19 protein-coding genes are annotated in these 19,519 nt (G+C 74.0%); 14 read left to right on the forward strand and 5 right to left on the reverse strand.

All coding sequences use genetic code 11. The features are described from left to right. Positions 1–126 precede the first annotated feature (126 nt). Positions 127–1,239: an esterase family protein gene (locus tag K7G60_RS17210; protein ID WP_225801792.1), complete on the forward strand. Its 1,113-nt coding sequence runs from the start codon at positions 127–129 to the stop codon at positions 1,237–1,239. A gap of 3 nt (positions 1,240–1,242) precedes the next feature. Here K7G60_RS17210 and K7G60_RS17215 read toward each other — a convergent pair whose 3' ends face one another. Beyond that, positions 1,243–2,229, reverse strand: a complete 987-nt coding sequence (locus K7G60_RS17215) for an ABC transporter ATP-binding protein (protein ID WP_225801793.1) — start codon at positions 2,227–2,229, stop codon at positions 1,243–1,245. A gap of 143 nt (positions 2,230–2,372) precedes the next feature. Between K7G60_RS17215 and K7G60_RS17220 the strand changes: the two genes are divergently transcribed. From K7G60_RS17220 to K7G60_RS17235, 4 genes are all read left to right on the forward strand, one after another. Then, positions 2,373–3,059 carry an ABC transporter permease gene (locus K7G60_RS17220; protein WP_225801794.1) on the forward strand — a complete coding sequence of 229 codons (687 nt, stop codon included), beginning with the start codon at positions 2,373–2,375 and terminating at the stop codon, positions 3,057–3,059. After that, a complete protein-coding gene (locus K7G60_RS17225) occupies positions 3,052–3,735 on the forward strand; it encodes an ABC transporter permease (protein WP_225801795.1) in 684 nt (227 codons plus the stop codon). The genes K7G60_RS17220 and K7G60_RS17225 overlap by 8 nt, the downstream gene beginning before the upstream one ends. Before the next feature lie 5 nt (positions 3,736–3,740). Beyond that, a complete protein-coding gene (locus K7G60_RS17230) occupies positions 3,741–4,730 on the forward strand; it encodes an ABC transporter substrate-binding protein (RefSeq protein WP_225801796.1) in 990 nt (329 codons plus the stop codon). Positions 4,731–4,860: 130 nt separating this feature from the next. Then, positions 4,861–5,877 (forward strand): hypothetical protein, encoded by a 1,017-nt coding sequence (locus tag K7G60_RS17235; RefSeq protein WP_225801797.1) that lies wholly within the window; start codon positions 4,861–4,863, stop codon positions 5,875–5,877. Between the two features lie 359 nt (positions 5,878–6,236). Here the strand turns inward: K7G60_RS17235 and K7G60_RS17240 are convergent, their stop codons facing one another. Both K7G60_RS17240 and K7G60_RS17245 read right to left on the reverse strand, forming a co-directional pair. After that, positions 6,237–7,379, reverse strand: a complete 1,143-nt coding sequence (locus tag K7G60_RS17240) for an NADH-quinone oxidoreductase subunit D (protein WP_225801798.1) — start codon at positions 7,377–7,379, stop codon at positions 6,237–6,239. Between the two features lie 4 nt (positions 7,380–7,383). Then, positions 7,384–8,412 (reverse strand): SAM-dependent methyltransferase, encoded by a 1,029-nt coding sequence (locus tag K7G60_RS17245; RefSeq protein WP_225801799.1) that lies wholly within the window; start codon positions 8,410–8,412, stop codon positions 7,384–7,386. A gap of 96 nt (positions 8,413–8,508) precedes the next feature. On the opposite strand from K7G60_RS17245, the gene K7G60_RS17250 reads away from it, so the two are divergent. Then, positions 8,509–9,711: a sensor histidine kinase gene (locus tag K7G60_RS17250; protein ID WP_225801800.1), complete on the forward strand. Its 1,203-nt coding sequence runs from the start codon at positions 8,509–8,511 to the stop codon at positions 9,709–9,711. A 22-nt stretch (positions 9,712–9,733) separates the two neighbouring features. Then, positions 9,734–10,408: a response regulator transcription factor gene (locus K7G60_RS17255; RefSeq protein ID WP_225801801.1), complete on the forward strand. Its 675-nt coding sequence runs from the start codon at positions 9,734–9,736 to the stop codon at positions 10,406–10,408. Between the two features lie 47 nt (positions 10,409–10,455). On the opposite strand, the gene K7G60_RS17260 is transcribed toward K7G60_RS17255, so the two are convergent. Then, positions 10,456–11,538 (reverse strand): DUF5937 family protein, encoded by a 1,083-nt coding sequence (locus tag K7G60_RS17260; protein WP_225801841.1) that lies wholly within the window; start codon positions 11,536–11,538, stop codon positions 10,456–10,458. A 138-nt stretch (positions 11,539–11,676) separates the two neighbouring features. Between K7G60_RS17260 and K7G60_RS17265 the strand changes: the two genes are divergently transcribed. Next, positions 11,677–11,889, forward strand: coding sequence for a hypothetical protein (locus K7G60_RS17265; RefSeq protein WP_225801802.1), 213 nt, complete (start codon positions 11,677–11,679; stop codon positions 11,887–11,889). Between the two features lie 30 nt (positions 11,890–11,919). On the opposite strand, the gene K7G60_RS17270 is transcribed toward K7G60_RS17265, so the two are convergent. Beyond that, entirely contained in the window at positions 11,920–13,092 is a 1,173-nt protein-coding gene (locus K7G60_RS17270; protein ID WP_225801803.1) for a low specificity L-threonine aldolase, read from the reverse strand. Between the two features lie 126 nt (positions 13,093–13,218). Here K7G60_RS17270 and K7G60_RS17275 point away from each other — a divergent pair, with 126 nt between their 5' ends. The 6 genes from K7G60_RS17275 (at position 13,219) to K7G60_RS17300 (ending at position 19,508) form a co-directional block, all read left to right on the forward strand. Next, positions 13,219–14,184, forward strand: a complete 966-nt coding sequence (locus K7G60_RS17275; protein ID WP_225801804.1) for a Rossmann-like and DUF2520 domain-containing protein — start codon at positions 13,219–13,221, stop codon at positions 14,182–14,184. Between the two features lie 47 nt (positions 14,185–14,231). After that, a complete protein-coding gene (panC, locus tag K7G60_RS17280; protein WP_225801842.1) occupies positions 14,232–15,323 on the forward strand; it encodes a pantoate--beta-alanine ligase in 1,092 nt (363 codons plus the stop codon). Next, positions 15,320–17,020, forward strand: coding sequence for an L-aspartate oxidase (locus K7G60_RS17285; RefSeq protein ID WP_225801805.1), 1,701 nt, complete (start codon positions 15,320–15,322; stop codon positions 17,018–17,020). The genes panC and K7G60_RS17285 overlap by 4 nt, the downstream gene beginning before the upstream one ends. Then, positions 17,017–18,033, forward strand: a complete 1,017-nt coding sequence (gene nadC / locus K7G60_RS17290; protein ID WP_225801806.1) for a carboxylating nicotinate-nucleotide diphosphorylase — start codon at positions 17,017–17,019, stop codon at positions 18,031–18,033. Before K7G60_RS17285 ends, nadC begins: the two co-directional genes overlap by 4 nt. Continuing rightward, entirely contained in the window at positions 18,033–18,839 is an 807-nt protein-coding gene (locus K7G60_RS17295) for a type III pantothenate kinase (protein WP_225801807.1), read from the forward strand. The genes nadC and K7G60_RS17295 overlap by 1 nt, the downstream gene beginning before the upstream one ends. A 96-nt stretch (positions 18,840–18,935) precedes the next feature. Continuing rightward, the gene (locus tag K7G60_RS17300; RefSeq protein WP_225801843.1) at positions 18,936–19,508 is read left to right on the forward strand and encodes a hypothetical protein; all 573 of its coding nucleotides are present in this window, start codon (positions 18,936–18,938) and stop codon (positions 19,506–19,508) included. Positions 19,509–19,519 lie beyond the last annotated feature (11 nt).

Here is a 19,519-nt window from a genome sequence, read left to right on the forward strand (position 1 = left end):
ACTCCGGTCGGGCCCTGCGGCGTGTTCGGCGGGCCGTTCCGGCTGGTGCGCCCTCTATGACGGCGGCGTACGGGGCCGGGTTCATTCGTCCACGGGAAAATCTCGGAAAGAGGGCTCGGTCGTCTCATGGGTCTCACCAGCAACAAAGTCCTCGTGCTGGCCGTGGTGCTGGCCGTGGTGCTGTTCCTGGCCACGGTCTGGCTGTGGCCGAGGCTCGCGCGGCGTGGCTGGCGGCCGGTCGTGGGCCGGGTGGGGCTGCTGCTCGCGACCCAGGTGGCGTTGTTCGCGGCGGTGGGGCTGGGGGCGAACCGGTCGTTCCTCTTCTACGGTTCGTGGGCCGACCTGTTCGGGCAGGAGCAGGAGATGGGGGTGGTCGTCGACCACGCGACCGGTTCGAAGGACGTGCGGGTGGTGGGGACGCAGGCGCTCGACGTGCCGGGTGGCGGCCGGCCTTCGGTCGCGGGGCAGATACAGAAGGTCGTGGTGGCGGGGAAGCGGTCGGGGATCGTCTCGCCGGCCTATGTGTACCTGCCGCCGGAGTACTTCCGGTCGGAGTACGCCCGGCGGACGTTCCCGGCGGCGGTGGTGCTCACGGGGTATCCGGGCACGGCGGAGAACCTGATCAAGGGGCTCAAGTACCCGAGGACGGCGTACCTCCAGGCGAAGGAGGGGCGGATGCAGCCGATGATCCTGGTGATGCTGCGCCCGACGGTGGCGCCGCCGCGGGACACCGAGTGCGTGGACATCCCGGGCGGTCCGCAGACGGAGACCTTCTTCGCGGAGGACCTGCCGAGGGCGGTCTCGGGGACGTACCGGGTGGGGACGGAGCCGCGGAACTGGGGGTTCATGGGGAACTCGACGGGCGGCTACTGCGCTCTGAAGATCGCCCTGCACCATCCGGACCGGTTCGCGGCGGGGGCGGGCTTCTCCGCGTACTACCGGGCGGCGGAGGACGTCACGACCGGGGACCTGTTCCACGGGGACGAGGCGCTGCGCAGGCGGGGCGACCTGTTGTGGAGCCTGGACCACGGGCGGCAGGGGAACACGTCGTTCCTGGTGACGTCGTCGAAGCGGGGCGAGGGCAACCTGAAGGGGACGCGGCAGTTCATCCGGAAGGTGAGGAGTCCGGCGGAGGTCTCGTCGATCGTGCTGGAGAGCGGCGGTCACAACTTCAACACGTGGAACCGGGAGATCCCGCCGGGGCTGGTCTGGATGTCCGGGAAGCTCAGCGCGGGCTGACGCTCATTCGGCGGTGGCCCGGCGCAGGGCGCGGTGGACGCCGGCCGGGGTGAGGACGCCGAGCGGCCGGCCGTCGTCGCCGGTGACGGTGAGGCGGCCGGTGTCGTGCTGGAGGAGCGCGGCGAGGGCGTCCTTGAGGGAGGTTCCGAGGGGTACTCGGGCGTCGTCCTGGTGCCCCTCGGGGCCTCCGGCGGACCGCTCGGTGCTTTCTGTCCGAGGGTCGAGGTCGGCTTCGGTGACCGGGGTGACGGCGAGCCGCTTGAGGCTGCGGTCGCTGCCGACGAAGTCCGCGACGTACGGGGTGGCGGGGGAGCCGAGGACGGTGGCGGGCGTGTCGAACTGCTCGATGCGCCCCTGTCCGTAGACGGCCATGCGGTCGCCCATGCGGACGGCTTCCTCGATGTCGTGGGTGACGAGGAGGACCGTCTTGCGGACGGTGGCCTGGAGGGCGAGGAACTCGTTCTGGAGGCGCTCGCGGACGACGGGGTCGACGGCGCCGAAGGGCTCGTCCATGAGGAGGACGGGCGGGTCGGCGGCGAGCGCGCGGGCGACGCCGACGCGCTGGCGCTGGCCGCCGGAGAGCTGGGCGGGGTAGCGGGAGCCGTACACGGCCGGGTCCAGGCCGACGAGTTCGAGGAGTTCGGCGGCACGCGCGCGTGCGGCGGTCTTCTTCCAGCCGAGGAGGGCGGGGACGGTCGCGGTGTTGTCGAGGACCGTGCGGTGGGGGAAGAGCCCGACCTGCTGGATGACGTAGCCGATCTTGCGGCGCAGGGCGACCGGGTCGACGCCGGCGATGTCCTGGCCGTCGACGAGTATGCGGCCCGAGGTCGGCTCCACGAGCCGGTTCACCATCGTCATCGTGGTCGTCTTGCCGCAGCCGGAGGGGCCGACCAGGGTGACGAGTTCGCCTTCGGCGACCTCGAAGGAGAGGTCGTCGACGGCCGTGGTGCCGTCGTCGTACCGCTTGGTCACGTGCTCGAACCGGATCATGGTTCCCCATTCTGTCTCCCGGCCGACGGGAGTGTGTGAAGGGCGTGTTGCCGCATTGTGGCGGGTCTCGGGGATTGTCGGTGGCGGGGGTTAGGGTCGTCACACAAGCGTTCGGGAGGGTGGGCGACCCGGGGGGAGGGACGATGAGCGCGCCGAACTGTCTGGTCACGAACGACTGGATCTGCGGTGAGTATCTGCGCACGCGGGGCGGGGAGTTGACGGACGCGCTGCTCCAGCATGTGGGAATCACGGTCGCGTCGGTGCTGATCGCGCTCGCCGTCGCGGTGCCCCTCGCGCTGCTCGTCCGTGCCCGGCCCCGGTTCGCCGGCCCGGTCCTCGGTCTGACCACCCTGCTCTACACGGTGCCGTCGCTCGCGATGTTCTCGCTGCTGCTGCCGTTCTTCGGACTGTCGGCGGCGCTCGTCGTGACCGGCCTCGTGCTGTACGCGCTGACGATCCTCGTGCGCAACACCCTGGCGGGGCTGGCCGCGGTGCCGGCCGAGACGCGGCAGGCCGCCCGGGGCATGGGGTACGGCTCGCTGCGGCTGCTCTGGCAGGTCGAGCTCCCGCTGGCGCTGCCGGTGCTGATGGCCGGCGTGCGGATGGCGACGGTCTCCACGATCGCGCTGACGACGATCGGATCGGTCGTCGGCCGCGGGGGCCTGGGCAACCTCATCGAGGACGCCCTGCCGACCTTCTTCAAGGCGCAGATGCTCGCCGCCTCGGTGCTGTGCGTACTGCTCGCCGTCACCGCCGATCTGCTGCTCCTGGGCCTCCAGCGGCTGCTCACGCCCTGGGCCCGGATACGGACCGCGCCGGGAGGTGGGTGAGACGGGCATCGTGACGGACGCCTGGGGGTGGCTCACCACCGGCGCGCACTGGACGGGCGAGGGCGGCATCGGGCAGCGGCTCGCCGAGCACGTGTACGTGAGCGGGGCGGCGCTCCTCGTCGCGTCGGCGCTCGCGCTGCCGCTGGGTCTGTGGCTCGGCCACCTCGGCCGGGGCGGGGCCCTCGCCGTGAACGTGTCGAACGTGGGGCGGGCGATCCCCGTCTTCGCGGTGCTCGCGCTGTTCATGGTGTCGCCCCTGAGGAACACCGGCTACGTGCCGACCGTGGTGGCCCTGGTGCTGTTCGCGATGCCCCCGCTCCTCACCAACGCGTACGTGGGGGTGCGGGAGGTGGACCGGGCGGCGGTGCGGGCCGCCCGGGGCATGGGGATGACGGGCGGTCAGGTCTTCCTCCGGGTCGAACTACCGCTGTCCCGGCCGGTGGTGATGACCGGGATCCGCTCGGCCGCGGTGCAGGTGGTCGCCACGGCTACGGTCGCCGCGATGGTCGGACAGGGCGGCCTGGGCCGGATCATCACGGCCGGGTTCGCCACGTACGACACCGCGCAAGTGGTCGCGGGCGCCGTGCTCGTGGCACTGCTCGCCCTCCTGGTGGAGGGCGTCCTGGTGGGCGCGGACCGCCTCATCGGACGAAACAGACGAATTGCCGAACGTTGACTGGGATGGGTGATCTCGTGAACAGGGTCTCGCGTATCGCGGGCGCGCTGCTGGGCACGGCGGCGCTGACCGTCGCCCTCGCGGCGTGCGGCGGCGACAGCCTGGAGGAGGGCGGGAAGAAGGAGTCCGGGAGCTCCGGCGGCGGTCAGAAGGGCTCGCTGGTGGTCGGCGCGGCCGCCTTCACGGAGGCCAAGGTCCTCGCCGAGCTGTACGCGCAGTCGCTGCGGGCCGCCGGATACTCGGTGTCCGTCACGACGGTGAAGAATCGCGAGCTGTACGAACCCTCGCTGGAGAAGGGCGAGATCGACGTCGTCCCGGAATACGCGGCGACGCTCGCGGAATTCCTCAACGCGAAGGTGAACGGCCCGAAGGCGCCCGAGGACAAGCCGGTCGCCTCGGGCGATGTGACGGCCACGGTCGACGCGCTGCGGAAGCTCGCCGAACCGCGCGGACTGAAGGTCCTCGCGGCCGGAGGGGCCGTCGATCAGAACGCCTTCGCGGTGACCAAGGAATTCGCCGCGAAGAACAAGCTGACGACGCTTTCCGATCTCGGCCGCGCGAAGCTGAAGGTGAAGATCGCGGCCGGTGACGAATGCGCGGTGCGGCCCTTCTGCGCACCCGGTCTGAAGAAGACGTACGGGATCGACGTGGCCGGGATCGATCCCAAGGGAGTCGGCACGCCGCAGGCCAAGCAGGCGGTCCAGGACGGTGTGGACCAGCTGGTCCTGACGACCACCACCGACGCCACGATCGACGGTTACGGCCTCGTCTTCCTCACCGACGACAAGAAGCTGCAGAACGCCGACAACGTGCTGCCCGTGGTCAACGCCAAGGACGCCGGATCCCCCGAGATAGCCGCCGCGCTCGACCGCCTCACCGAGGTGCTGACCACAGCGGATCTCGCCGAACTCAACCGCAAGGTGGACGCCGAGCGGGCGAAGCCGGAGGACGTCGCCAAGGAGTATCTGGAGACGAAGGGGCTGCTCAAGAAGTAGGAGATGGGGGAGGGGAGTCGGCCCGAAACGGAACCGGAACCGTCGATATCCACTTCTGGTGGCGAGAAGTGGCCAAGAGATTGCCGGGCCGACACCCCACATGACGCCTACGCACGGTAAATTTCAGGCCATGCCACGTGGACGCCACCGCCATTCCCCGCCTCTGCACAAGCTGCTGCCGCCCTCCGCGGTCGCCGGCGCCGCGGTCGTGTGCGCCGCGGCCGCCTGGCTGCCCGGCGACCCGGTGATCGCGCGGCTGCTCGCGGCCGCGGCGGCCGCCGCCGCCGTCACCGGCGCCGTCCTCATGCGCAGTTGGGACCGGAGCGCCGGCCTCAAGGTCGCCGAGCTCGACCGGGCGCGCGCCGCCGACCAGTGGAAGGCCGAGGAGCGGACCGCCGAGCTGGAGTCCGACCTGGAGGAGTCCCGCGCGCTGCGCTCCCGCCTGGAGGCCAAACTCCGCGCCAAGCGCGTGGAGCTCGCCGGACTGCGCGGCGAGCACGCCGACCTGCTCCGCCGGTACGCCACCGCGGAGACCGAGCGGGCCAGCGCCCTGGAGGGCCGCCGCGTCCTCGCCCTGGAGACCGCAGGCACGGCCGGCACCGACGCCAAGGCGCTGCCGGCCGCCGGGTCCACGCCCACCCCGGAGGCCTTCCGCCGCGCCGCCCAGGCCCTGCGCGACCTCCCGCGCAACGCCGCCGCCCAGCAGGCCCGCCGCACGGCCGAGGCCGCCCGCGCCCGCGACCTCGCCGAGCGCGCCCGGGAGACGGAGGAACCGCAGGGGAAGCACGCGGCGGCCGCCGGAACCGAGCACATCCGTACGGCCGCCTCCACCGCCCTGCCCGCAGTGCCGGTCGCGGCCGCGGTCGTGCCGTACGCGGCCCGCAGGCCCGCCCCGCGCCCCGAGGGCGGCTTCGACTTCTTCGGTACGCAGAAGGCGGCGGCCGTCATCGAGGCCGTGCAGAACAGCGACCTCGCCGACGTCGTGGGCGAGGAGGTCCTGGCCTCCGGGACGCCGCTGCTCAAGCCGGTCGCCGCGCCCGTCGTCCCGGCACCGCCGCGGGCGATCGGCCAGGTCATCGACCTGACGGCCCACGACGAGACGGAACAACTGGACGTGGCCGAACTCCGCGGCGCGGTCAGCTCCTGACGAACCCAAGCCCCACGCGGCCGCGCCCCTGCCGAGCGGCGCCCCGGCCCCGCCCCGTGCGGGCCGCGCCCGCCTGGGCGGTGCCCCTCCGCCACCCGCCGTGTGGGCGGTCGTCCCGCTGGGGCGGGACGGGTGGGCACACGGGACGGCTCCCATAGCGGCGCCTCCGCGTTCCGCGCCTGGACCCGCACCCAGTTGTGCGGCACACCGGTGGTGGCCGTTCAGGCGCGGGAGCCTGGGCCCGGCAAGGGGCGCCGTCCGTTGTGCCCACCCGTTCCGCCCCAGCGGAACGACTGCCCACAACGGGGCGAGGCGGGGGTGGGCACCGCCCCGGCGGAGCGGCCGCCCGTGACGGGGCGTTACTTGTCGATGTCGCCCACGACGAAGAAGAGCGAGCCCAGGATCGCCACCATGTCGGCGACCAGCGTCCCCGGCAGCAGCTCCACCAACGCCTGGATGTTGTTGAACGAGGCCGAGCGCAGCTTCAGCCGGTACGGGGTCTTCTCGCCCTTGGACACCAGGTAGTAGCCGTTGACGCCGAGCGGGTTCTCGGTCCAGGCGTACGTGTGCCCCTCCGGCGCCTTGAGCACCTTCGGCAGCCGCTGGTTGATCGGCCCCGGCGGCAGCTCGGCCATCCGGTCCAGGCAGGCGTCCGCCAGGTCCAGGGAGTTGTGCGTCTGGTCGAGCAGGCACTCGAACCGGGCGAGGCAGTCGCCCTCCTGCCGCACGGCGACCCGCAGGGTGCCCTGGAGCTCCCCGTACGCGAGGTACGGCTCGTCGCGGCGCAGGTCGAAGTCGACGCCCGAGGCGCGGGCGATGGGCCCGGACACCCCGTACGCGTGGACGGTCTCCGGCCTGAGGACGCCGACCCCGCGCGTACGGCCCCGGAAGATCTCGTTGCCGAGGACCAGCCGGTCGTACACGTCCATCCGCGACCGGACGTCCGCGACGGCCTGCCGCGCCCGTCCCAGCCAGCCGGCGGGCAGGTCCTCCTTGAGGCCGCCGACCCGGTTGAACATGTAGTGCATCCGGCCGCCGGAGACCTCCTCCATCACCGTCTGGAGCTCCTCGCGCTCGCGGAAGGCGTGGAAGACGGGGGTGATCCCGCCCAGTTCGAGCGGGTACGAGCCGAGGAACATCAGGTGGTTGAGGACCCGGTTCAGCTCGGCGAGGAGCGTCCGCGTCCACACGGCCCGCTCCGGGACCTCCATGCCGAGCATCCGCTCGACGGCCATGACGACGCCGAGCTCGTTGGAGAAGGCCGACAGCCAGTCGTGGCGGTTGGCCAGCATGATGATCTGCCGGTAGTCCCGCGCCTCGAAGAGCTTCTCGGCGCCCCGGTGCATGTAGCCGATCACCGGCTCGGCGTGCCGGACGACCTCGCCGTCGAGCACGAGCCGGAGCCGGAGCACGCCGTGGGTCGAGGGATGCTGCGGTCCGATGTTCAGCACCATGTCGGTGCTCTCCGCCGCGCCGCCGATTCCGACCGTCGTCTCCGTCATGCGGTCAGTATCCCCCGCCGCCCCGGGGCCCCGGTCCCCCGCCCGAGGGACGGACCCGGCAGCTCAGCCAGAGGAAGTCGCCGAGACCGCCGAGCGCGGTGAGCTCGGCCGCCTCGCCGGCGGCGGCGAGCGCGCGGACGTAACCGGCGGGGTCGGTCGAGGCGAGCGCGAGCGGCGGCCGCCCGCCCGACACCCCGAGCCGCCCCAGCGCCTCCCGCTGCGTGAACAGCTCGGCGGCGGGGAGCCCGCTCTCCGCCGGAAGGTCCAGGTCCCCGCACGCGTCCAGGGCCACGTGGGACGTCACGTCGCAGCTTCCGTCCGGGACCGGGGGGACCTCGCGGCCCGCGCGGAAGCCGGTCAGGGAGCCGAAGGGCGGCCGGGTCTCCCGTACGTGCCCGTAGTCCACGGCCACCGCGCGGCCCGCCGCCAGGGAGGCGACCGCCGCCGCCCAGGCCTCGTCGCGGGGCCGTCCGATCTCGGCCCGCGCGCCCGGCTCCCGCAGCGGCCACCAACGGGCCAGCCAGTCGGCGTCCGGGCCGGTGACGGGGGCGCCGAGCCGTTCGGTGCCGTCCGGCGCGACCTCCACGTACCGGACCGTGCCCGTCGCGTCCGCCTCGGCGACGTCCACCGGCACGTTGTCGAGCCACTCGTTCGCGAAGAGCAGTCCGCGCACGCCCCGCGGCACCCGGTCCGTCCACTCCACCCGGGGGTCGAGCCCGGCCGGGCGGGCGGCGCGCTCGACCGCGTACGCCCGTACCGTCAGGCCGCTGTCCGCGGTCGCCGCGAGGACGCCGGTGAGCAGCTCGCCGCGTCCCGCGCCCACGTCCACCAGGTCGACCTCGGCGGTGCCCAGCTCCTCCGCGACCTCGCCGAGCAGCCGGGCCACGGCCGCCGCGAAGAGCGGGGAGGCGTGCACCGAGGTGCGGAAGTGCCCCGCGGGGCCCTCGGGGCGCAGGTAGAAGCCTCCGGGGCCGTACAGCGCCCGCTCCGTGGCCTCCCGCCACCCCTGCCACTGACACGTCTCATCCGTCACGTGCCCCAGTCTCCACCTCGGGGAGTAGGGGTCCCGCGCCAAGGATCGCCCCCACGGTTGATCCCCGCACCTGTCCCCTTCCCTACTCTGGGTGACGTGCAGCGCCTCTACGACTTCATCCGCAGACACCCGACGGGCGTCGACGGCTTCTGGGCCGTCGTCCTCCTCGGGTTCTCCCTGCTGTGGGTGGGGACGACCTACCCGACGGTGGACCACCCCGTCGCGTACGGCCTGGTCGCCGCGCTGTTCTCGCTGGTCGTGGCCCTGCGTCGGCGTGCCCCGGAGAAGATGCTGGTGCTCGCGGTCGCGCTGGGCGTCGTCCAGCTCGTCCTCGGCCTGATGCCGTTCATGGCGGACTTCGCCATGCTCGTGATCATCTTCACCGTCGCGGCGCACGACGGACCCCGCTGGGCGTCCCGGCTGGCGCTCATCGGCGGGCTCAGCGCCTCCACGCTCTCCCAGCTCAGATGGCCCATGGAGGGGACGGGCTCCGGCGCGGCCAAGGTCTTCTTCACGATCATCATGACCGTGCCGTTCGCCCTCGCCTGGGTCCTCGGCGACTCGCTCCGCACCCGCCGCGCCTACTTCGCGCAGCTGGAGGAGCGGGCCTCCCGTCTGGAGCAGGAGCGCGAGGCCCAGGCGAAGGTCGCGGTCGCCGCCGAGCGGGCCCGGATCGCCCGCGAGCTGCACGACGTCGTCGCGCACAACGTGTCGGTGATGGTGGTCCAGGCCGACGGCGCCGCCTATGTCATGGACTCCTCCCCGGAGACCGCCAAGCAGGCCCTGGAGACGATCTCCACCACCGGCCGGCAGGCGCTCGCCGAGATGCGCAGGCTCCTCGGGATCCTGCGCACCGGTGAGCACCAGGAGGCCGGGGAGTACGTGCCCCAGCCCGACGTGCAGCAGATCGAGGACCTCGTGGAGCAGGTCCGGGGCGCCGGCCTCACCGTCGACTTCGCGATCGAGGGGAGCCCGCGCCCGCTGCCCAGCGGCGTCGAGCTCACCGCGTACCGGATCGTGCAGGAGGCCCTCACCAACACGCGCAAGCACGGCGGGCCGGACGCCGGCGCCAGCGTGCGGCTCGTCTACTTCGACGACGGCCTCGGCCTGCTCGTCGAGGACGACGGCCGGGGCGCTCCGCAGGAGATGTACGAGGACGGGGGCGCCGACGGGCGGGGCCACGGTCTGATCGGCATGCGGGAGCGGGTCGGCATGGTCGGCGGCACCCTGGACGCGGGCCCGCGTCCGGGCGGCGGTTTCCGGATCAGCGCCCTGCTTCCCCTCAAGCCCGCTCACTGACGACCCCTAAGGAACTGACCTGATGTCCATCCGCGTGATGCTCGTCGACGACCAGGTGCTGCTGCGGACCGGTTTCCGCATGGTGCTCGCCGCCCAGCCGGACATGGAGGTCGTGGCGGAGGCCGGCGACGGCGTCGAGGCCCTCGAGGTGCTGCGTTCCACGGAGGTCGACGTCGTCCTGATGGACGTGCGCATGCCGAAGCTGGACGGGGTGGAGGCGACCCGGAGGATCTGCTCGCAGCCGGATGCGCCGAAGGTGCTGATCCTGACGACGTTCGACCTCGACGAGTACGCCTTCTCGGGCCTGAAGGCGGGCGCGAGCGGCTTCATGCTGAAGGACGTGCCGCCGGCGGAGCTGCTCGGCGCGATCCGCTCGGTGCACAGCGGTGACGCGGTGGTGGCGCCCTCGACCACGCGCCGGCTCCTCGACCGCTTCTCGCCGATGCTGCCGTCCTCGGGGAAGGAGCCGCAGCACAAGGAGCTGGAGCGGCTGACGGAGCGGGAGCGCGAGGTGATGATGCTGGTCGCGCAGGGCCTGTCGAACGGCGAGATCGCCGCCCGGCTCGTCCTCTCCGAGGCGACGGTGAAGACGCACGTGGGCCGCATCCTGACCAAGCTGGGCCTGCGCGACCGGGTCCAGGTCGTGGTCCTGGCGTACGAGACGGGTCTGGTCCGGGCGGGCGGCGGCACGATGTAGGGCGCCCGGCGCCGGGCGGGCGGCGGCGCGGTGCGGTCCTCGCGGGCCTACCGGAGCACCGACTCCAGGAAGTCGCTGCCGAGGCGGGCGACGACGGAGACGTCGAGCTGGTGGTGCACGTACCGGCCGCGGCGCTGGGTGATGATCAGCCCGGCCTTCTTCATGACCGCGAGGTGGCGGGAGACCTCGGGGGCGGTGATGTTGTACGCGTCGGCCAGCTCGCTCGTCGTGCTGGAGCCCCGGGCCAGGCTGCGGCAGAGCCGCATCCGCATGGGATGGGCGACGGCCTCCAGGCGCAGTTTGACCGCCTCCACGGAGGCCCCGCCGCCGAGGTCGCGGGTGGGGATCGGGTACTGGACGACGGGCTGCCAGCCCGGGGTGTAGAGGGCGAAGAGGTGCGGCCAGCCGAAGGCCGTCGGCAGGAACGTCACCGCGGTGCCCTCGGCGCTGGTGCGGCCCTGGATCAGCTTGTCGACGACGATCCGGGAGCCCTGCTCGTCCTCCTCCAGGCTCATCGCGGGGGAGGCGTCGGCGACTGCCTCGGCGAGCCCCTTGCGGCGCATCAGCTCCGTCTTGCGGCGGGCGTCTGCGGCGAGCTGGAGCCGGACGCGGCTCCAGGTGTCCGCGAAGAAGGCCTCGTCGCAGTCCTCCAGGAGCCGCCGGATCCACGCGCGCGTGCCGGGCGGGTCGGCGAGCATCCGCTCCACGAACGCGGCCTGGCGCGGGCCGCGCGCGGCGGCCAGGTCGAGGGCGCGCCGGCGCATCCGCTCGTCGACGAGCGGTGAGGGGGCGCCGTCCGTGTAATGGCTGTTGCAGGAGATCTCCAGGGCGGAGCCCACGAACTTCTCGTCGTCCATCCGGTCGAGGTCGTCCAGCTCCTCCGCGAGGGTCTCCCGGGGCCGCGACGGCAGCAGGATGTCCGAACGGGTGTTGTTCCACATGAAGTCGGCCTCGATGAGCCGGTCCGCGAGCTCCGGCTTCAGCGCCGCCGTCGTCGTGGTGGTCCAGGCGTGCAGGCGGGGGTGGTGCGCGGGCACGGCCAGGGTGTGCAGGGCGGACCCCAGCTCGGCCAGCGGCGAGGGGCAGAAGGTGATCCGCTCGTGCGGCAGTCCGGTGATGTCGATGGTCACGCTCACCCGTCCATGGTGCGGGGTGGGGCGGGGGAGCTGTCGTCCCGTTTGACGGGGGTCGTCAATCGGCGGGCCCCGGATTGACGGGGGCCGTCAATCCGGGGGCCGGAGCGCGGCGGCGCGGCGCACGGTGAGGGCATGAACGCGCTGCACCAGTACCTCTTCGACGCCTGTCGCGCCGCCCGGCTCGGCGAACCGGTGCCGCCGGCCCCCGGCACCCAGGACGTCGCCGTCCTGCGGGCCGTCCACGACCGCCGCCGCTTCGAGCGGTCGGTGGCGGGCCGCGGGACCGGCGGCGGGCTGCGCCTGCGGATCCGCCGGGCCCTGCGCCGCCGCCGGCCGTCCCCCTGACGCCCCCCGGGGAGCCCGGGGGCGGGGGCGTCAGCCCTCCACGCGCGTCAGGAAGTCCCGTACGGCCTCCTTCACGTCCTTCGCCGTCCACTCCAGGCCGGGCCCCGACACCGTCAGCTCCGTGACCGCGACCCCCGGCGGACCGCCCGCGCCCGGGGCGGACCAGCGCCGGAAGAAGGCGGTGCCGGTGTCCTCGGTCTGGGCGAGGGCCGCCGCCGTCAGGGCGTCCGGGTCGTACGGCAGCCAGACCTGGAACTGGTGGGTGTGCGGGGTCTCCGGGTGGACCCGGGACCAGCCGGTGCCCGCCTCCGCGAGCGCCTCCCGGACGGCGTCGGCCACCACGCGCGCGTGCGCCACGTACGAGGGCAGCCGGGGCAGTTCCACGTCCAGGCCCCGGAGGGCGGAGAGCGCCGCCGGGTACTGCTGGAAGACCATCCCTCCGTACCGGTGCCGCCAGATCCGGGCCTCCTCCATGACCTCCTCGGGGCCGGCGAGCGCGGCCCCGGACATGCCGCCGAGGGACTTGTAGAACGACACGTACACGCTGTCGGCGAGCCCCGCGATCTCCGCGAGCCCCCGGCCGAAGTGCGCCGTGGTCTCCCACAGCCGGGCCCCGTCGAAGTGGACCACCGCGTCCCGTTCCCGGGCCGCCTCCACGACCTCGGTCAGCTCCTCCCAGGACGGCAGCACGAAGCCGGCGTCCCGCAGCGGCAGCTCCAGCATCAGCGTCCCGAAGGGCTCCGGGTGGTTCCGCACCTCCTCGGCGGTCGGCAGCCGGGGCGCGTCGGTCGGGTGGACCGTGCGGAGCCTCGAGACGGCGCCGAGCGCCCCGTTCTCGTGGACCTCGGGGTGGGCGAGCGGGTGGAGGGCGACGACGGGGCTGCCGGTGCGTCCGGCCCAGCAGCGCAGCGCGACCTGCTGGGCCATGGTGCCGGTGGGGAAGAAGACGGCGGCGGGGAGGCCGAGCTCCTCGGCGACGCGCCGCTCCAGCTCCTCCACGAGCCCGTTCCCGTACACGTCGGTCTGGGCGTCCTCGTGGCCCGCGGCCCGGGCCCAGGCGGCCAGTTCGCGCAGCCGCGAGCCGACCGTGCCGTCGGCCGAGGAGTCCCACAGGCGGCGCTCGGCGCCGCCCCACGCCTTCGCCCGGTGGAGCCGGGCGGCTTCCTCGTCCACAGGGGGTTCGGCAGGAGTCTCAGGATTCATGGGGCGATCATCACACCACCGCCCACACCCTGTGGACAGCCCACGGAGCGCCGCGAAACGCTGGCGTAGCATGACCAGAAATCGTCCGGTACCCGCCGAGGACTGGAACGGAAGGCCGTCCCCACCGTGAACGCACCAGCAGCGCCAGAGCCCCGAGCCGAGGACCGACCCGCCCGGCTCACCGTCGGAGTCGTCGGCGCCGGCCGTGTGGGCCCCGCCCTCGCCGCCTCGCTCCGGCTCGCCGGGCACCGCCCCGTCGCCGTCTCGGCGGTCTCCGCCGCCTCCCGGCGCCGCGCCGCCGAACTCCTGCCCGACGTCCCGGTCGTCGAGCCCGCCCGTGTCCTCGCCCTGGCCGACCTGGTCCTGCTGACCGTGCCGGACGACGCGCTGCCCGGACTGGTCGAGGGCCTCGCCGACACCGGGGCCGTACGGCCGGGGCAGCTGCTCGTGCACACCTCCGGGCGGTACGGGGCGCGGGTCCTGGACCCCGCCCGCCGGGCCGGCGCCCTGCCGCTCGCCCTGCACCCCGCCATGACCTTCACCGGCACCGCCGTCGACGTCCAGCGGCTCGCCGGCTGCTCCTTCGGGGTGACCGCGCCCGAGGAGCTGCGGCTCGCCGCCGAGGCGCTGGTGATCGAGATGGGCGGCGAGCCCGAGTGGATCGCGGAGGAGGCCCGGCCGCTCTACCACGCGGCCCTGGCCCTCGGCGCGAACCACCTGGTCACGCTGGTGGCCCAGTCGATGGAGCTGCTCCACAAGGCCGGGGTCGCCGCCCCCGACCGCATGCTGGGCCCGCTTCTGGGCGCCGCACTGGACAACGCCCTGCGGTCCGGGGACGCGGCCCTCACCGGGCCCGTCGCGCGCGGTGACGCCGGCACGGTCGCCGCCCACGTGTCCGAGCTGCGCAAGCACGCGCCCGGCACCGTCGCCGGCTATCTGGCGATGGCCCGCACGACCGCCGACCGGGCGCTCGCGCACGGCCTGCTCAAGCCCGAGCTGGCCGAGGACCTGCTGGGCGTGCTGGCCGAGCCGTCGGGCGGAGCCGCCCACCCCGCAGACCCCGCCGACGGGCCGCAAGGAGACGACCGATGACCCTGTCCGCCCGCGAGAGCGCGCAGAGCGCGCAGAGCACCGAGACCATGCAGGGCACCGAGAGCACGCGGAGCGCGGAGCGCGCCACGACCGCCGGGGCCGGCCGGTCCGTCCGTCATCAGCCGGCCGAGCTGCTGCCCACGGTCGAGGACCTCCGCGACGCCGTCGCCCACTGGGGCGTGCCCGGCCGCACCGCCGTGGTCATGACCATGGGTGCCCTCCACGAGGGCCACGCCACCCTGATCCGGGCCGCACGCGAGCGCGTCGGCACCAAGGGCTTCGTCGTCGTCACCGTCTTCGTCAACCCGCTCCAGTTCGGCGCCGGCGAGGACCTCGACCGCTACCCCCGCACCCTCGACGCCGACCTCGCGCTGGCCTTCGAAGCGGGCGCGAGCGCCGTCTTCGCGCCCTCCGTGGACGAGGTCTACCCGGGCGGGGAGCCCCAGGTCCGGATCGCCGCCGGACCCATGGGCGAGCGGCTCGAAGGCGCCTTCCGGCCGGGTCACTTCGACGGCATGCTGACGGTCGTCGCCAAGCTGCTCCACCTCACCGCGCCCGACCTGGCCTTCTTCGGCCAGAAGGACGCCCAGCAGCTGGCCCTGATCCGCCGCATGGCCCGCGATCTGAACTTCCCCGTCGAGATCGTCGGCGTGGAGACCGTCCGCGAGGCCGACGGCCTGGCCCTCTCCAGCCGCAACCGCTACCTCTCGGCCGAGGAGCGCCGGACGGCGCTGTCGCTGTCGCGCGCGCTGTTCGCCGCCCGCGAGCGGCTCGCCGCCCAGGAGGCGCTGCGCGCGCGTGCCGCCTCGCTGCCCGGCGCCCAGGGCCGGGCCGAGAACCGGGCCGAGGCCCTGTCGCGGCTCGGCGAGGCCCGGGCCGCCGCCGACGCCCACGCGGTCGCGCAGGCCGCCGAGGGCGGCCGCGCCGAGGCCGTACGGGCCGCGGCCCGCGCCGTCCTGGACGAGGCCGCCAAGGCCGAGCCGCCGCTCGTCCTCGACTACCTGGCCCTCGTGGACCCGGCCGACTTCACCGAGGTCGCCGACGGCCACGACGGGGAGGCGATCCTCGCCGTCGCCGCGCGCGTGGGGAGCACGCGGCTCATCGACAACATCCCCCTGACCTTCGGAGCCACCAAGTGACCGGAATACGGCTGCACGCGCCCGCGCCGGGCTGGGCCATCGACGCCGACGTCGTCGTGGTCGGCTCCGGGGTCGCCGGCCTCACCGCGGCCCTGCGCTGCACCGCCGCCGGGCTCCGCGCGGTCGTCGTCACCAAGGCCCGGCTCGACGAGGGCTCCACCCGCTGGGCCCAGGGCGGCATCGCGGCCGCGCTCGGCGAGGGCGACACCCCCGAGCAGCACCTCGACGACACCCTCGTCGCCGGTGCCGGGCTCTGCGACGAGCGGGCCGTGCGGGCCCTGGTCACGGAGGGCCCCGACGCCGTCCGCCGCCTGATCGCGACGGGCGCCGACTTCGACAAGACCGCCGACGGCGAGATCGCACTGACCCGGGAGGGCGGCCACCACCGCCGCCGGATCGCCCACGCGGGCGGGGACGCGACCGGCGCCGAGATCTCCCGCGCCCTGGTCGAGGCGATACGGGACCGGGGCGTGCGCACCGTCGAGCACGCCCTCGTCCTGGACCTCCTGAGGGACGCCGAGGGCCGTACGGCGGGCGTGACCCTGCACGTCATGGGCGAGGGGCAGCACGACGGCGTCGGCGCCGTCCACGCGCCCGCGGTGGTCCTCGCCACCGGCGGCATGGGCCAGGTCTTCTCCGCCACCACCAACCCGGGCGTCTCCACCGGCGACGGCGTCGCGCTCGCGCTGCGGGCCGGGGCCGAGGTCTCCGACCTGGAGTTCGTCCAGTTCCACCCCACGGTGCTCTTCCTCGGGGCCGGCTCCGAGGGCCAGCAGCCGCTGGTCTCCGAGGCGGTGCGGGGCGAGGGCGCCCACCTGGTCGACGCCGACGGGGTCCGCTTCATGCTGGGGCAGCACGAGCTGGCCGAGCTGGCGCCCCGGGACATCGTCGCCAAGGCGATCACGCGCCGGATGCAGGAGCAGGGCGCCGAGCACATGTACCTCGACGCCCGTCACTTCGGCGCCGAGATGTGGGCGGAGCGCTTCCCGACGATCCTGGCGGCCTGCCGCGCCCACGGCATCGACCCGGTGACGGAGCCGATCCCGGTCGCCCCGGCCGCCCACTACGCCTCCGGCGGCGTCCGCACGGACCTGTCGGGCCGGACGACCGTGCCGGGCCTGTACGCGTGCGGGGAGGTCGCCTGCACGGGCGTCCACGGCGCCAACCGGCTCGCCTCGAACTCGCTCCTGGAAGGCCTGGTCTTCGCCGAGCGGATCGCCGAGGACGTCGTGGCGCGCGCCCCCGGCCGCGGCCCGGCCGTGCCGGTGCGGCACCCGGCCCCGGTGGTCCTGCCGCTGCTCGACCCCGGCGCCCGGCGCCGCATCCAGCGCACCATGACCCTGGGCGCCGGAGTGCTCAGGTCCGCCGAGAGCCTGCGCACGGCCTCCGGGGAGCTGGACGCCCTCCACATACCGCCCGTCCCCGGCGAGACCGACGACCGGAAGTCCGCCGAGCCGGGCGTCGAGTCGTGGGAGACCACCAACCTGCTCGCCGTCGCCCGCCTCCTGGTCGCGGCGGCTTCCCGCCGCGAGGAGACCCGCGGCTGCCACTGGCGCGAGGACCACCCCGACCGGGACGACGCCCGGTGGCGCAGGCACCTCGTCGTCCACCTCACCCCGGAGCGGACCCTCGACGTCCGCACCACCGAGACCTCCGACTTCCCCCCCACCGCCGACGCCCCAGGGAGCCGTAAGTGAGCACGCCCGAGGAAGCCCGTCCCGAGCCCGTGGACGTCCCTCTCATCCAGATCAACACGGTCTCCGAGGAGACCGACGGCTGCGGCGAGGGCTGCGCCTGCGGCGACGGCGAGGAGTTCGAGTGCGGGCTCGACCCCGCCCTCGCGCAGCTGCTCGCCGACGCCGGTCTCGACCCCGTCCAGGTCGAGGACATCGCCCACCTCGCGATCGCCGAGGACCTCGACGGCGGGGTCGACGTCACGACCGTGGCGACCGTCCCCGAGGACGCCGTCGCCACCGCCGACTTCACCGCCCGCGAGGCCGGTGTCGTGGCCGGCCTGCGGGTCGCCGAGGCCGTCCTGTCGATCGTCTGCACCGACGAGTTCGAGGTCGAGCGGCACGTCGAGGACGGCGAGCGCGTCGAGGCCGGGCAGAAGCTCCTCAGCGTCACCGCCCGCACCCGCGACCTGCTCACCGGCGAGCGCAGCGCGCTCAACATCCTGTGCCGCCTCTCCGGCATCGCCACCGCCACGCGCGCGTGGGCGGACGCCCTGGAGGGCACGAAGGCGAAGGTCCGCGACACCCGCAAGACGACGCCGGGCCTGCGCGCCCTGGAGAAGTACGCGGTCCGCTGCGGCGGCGGCGTCAACCACCGCATGTCGCTCTCCGACGCCGCCCTGGTGAAGGACAACCACGTGGTGGCGGCCGGCGGCGTCGCCGAGGCCTTCAAGGCCGTCCGCGAGCTGTTCCCCGAGGTGCCGATCGAGGTCGAGGTCGACACGATGCACCAGGTCCGCGAGGTCCTGGACGCGGGCGCCGACCTGATCCTGCTCGACAACTTCACCCCGCTGGAGACGGAGGAGGCCGTCGCCCTGGTCGCGGGCCGCGCCGTCCTGGAGTCCTCGGGCCGGCTGACCCTGGAGAACGCGGCGGCGTACGCGGCGACCGGCGTCGACTACCTGGCGGTCGGCGGCCTCACCCACTCCTCCCCGATCCTCGACATCGGCCTGGACCTGCGCGAGGTGCGGGCCTGATGCTGCTCACCATCGACGTCGGCAACACGCACACGGTGCTCGGTCTCTTCGACGGCGAGGAGATCGTCGAGCACTGGCGGATCTCCACGGACCCGCGCAGGACCGCCGACGAGATGGCGGTCCTGCTCCAGGGCCTCATGGGCATGCACCCGCTGCTGGGCGTCGAGCTGAGCGACGGCATCGAGGGGATCGCCATCTGTGCGACCGTCCCCTCGGTGCTGCACGAGCTGCGCGAGGTGACCCGCCGGTACTACGGGGACGTGCCGGCGGTCCTGGTGGAGCCGGGCGTGAAGACGGGGGTGCCGATCCTGACGGACAACCCCAAGGAGGTCGGCGCCGACCGCATCATCAACGCGGTCGCGGCCGTCGAGCTGTACGGCGGCCCGGCGATCGTCGTGGACTTCGGCACGGCGACGACGTACGACGCGGTCAGCACGCGCGGGGAGTACGCGGGCGGCGCGATCGCCCCGGGCATCGAGATCTCGGTGGAGGCCCTGGGCGTCAAGGGCGCCATGCTCCGCAAGATCGAGCTGGCCCGGCCGCGCAGCGTGATCGGCAAGAACACGGTCGAGGCCATGCAGTCGGGCATCGTCTTCGGGTACGTGGGTCAGGTCGACGGCGTCGTGGCCCGGATGAAGCGGGAACTGGTCGGGCCCAAGGGCGACCCCTCCGACGTCACGGTGATCGCGACCGGCGGCCTGGCGCCGATGGTCCTCGCCGACTCGAAGGAGATCGACGTGCACGAGCCCTGGCTGACCCTGATCGGCCTGCGCCTGGTCTACGAGCGGAACGTGTCCCGCATGTAGGGGTGGCTCGGCGCGCCGTGATGATCGCTAAGCGAAAATTGTCCGATTAGCGCGTAGTGTCGGCCCATGCCCACGCCATACGGATCCCGCGGCGGCATGGCGTTCAGCGCGGACGAACTGCGTGTGCTCCGCCGCGCCCTCGCCACTGCCCTCCATCCCGTCCCCCTCCAGGAAGAGGACGTCCAGGACTGCCTGCGCCTGGCCGAATCCGTGGACGAGGCGGTACGCGAGGCCGGCCGGCTGCGCGCCTTCCTCCTCGACGACCTGACCCGCTACCGCCAGGCGCTGCCCGGGTCCCTCGGGGGCTACCTGGAGCTCCTCCGGGACGCGCTGGCCGCCGGCTACGACCCCGGTGCCGACGACCTCGCCGCCCTGCGCGCGCTGCGCCGCAACCCGGCCGCCGCCGAGCTGCTCGCCCGCTGCCAGGTCCTCGCCGAGCGCTCGGTGCGCACGCGCCTGGCCCGGGTCTCCCGGGCCACCGCCCCGGCCGCGCCGTCCGCCTCCCGGGCCCGGCTGCTCGCCCTGCCCGGCGGGCGCTCGGCGGGCGACGAGCCCAAGCCGACCCCGCCCGCCCCGGCCGAGCGCCCGGTGCCCAAGCCCTCCGAGGCCTTCCCGCCGCGCCGCCGCCCCGTGCCCCCGCCCCCGCCCGAGGAACGGGTCGCAGGCTAGCTACCCTGGAC

It is taken from the genome of Streptomyces sp. NK15101, from assembly GCF_020400725.1.
In the GTDB taxonomy this organism is placed as follows: domain Bacteria; phylum Actinomycetota; class Actinomycetes; order Streptomycetales; family Streptomycetaceae; genus Streptomyces.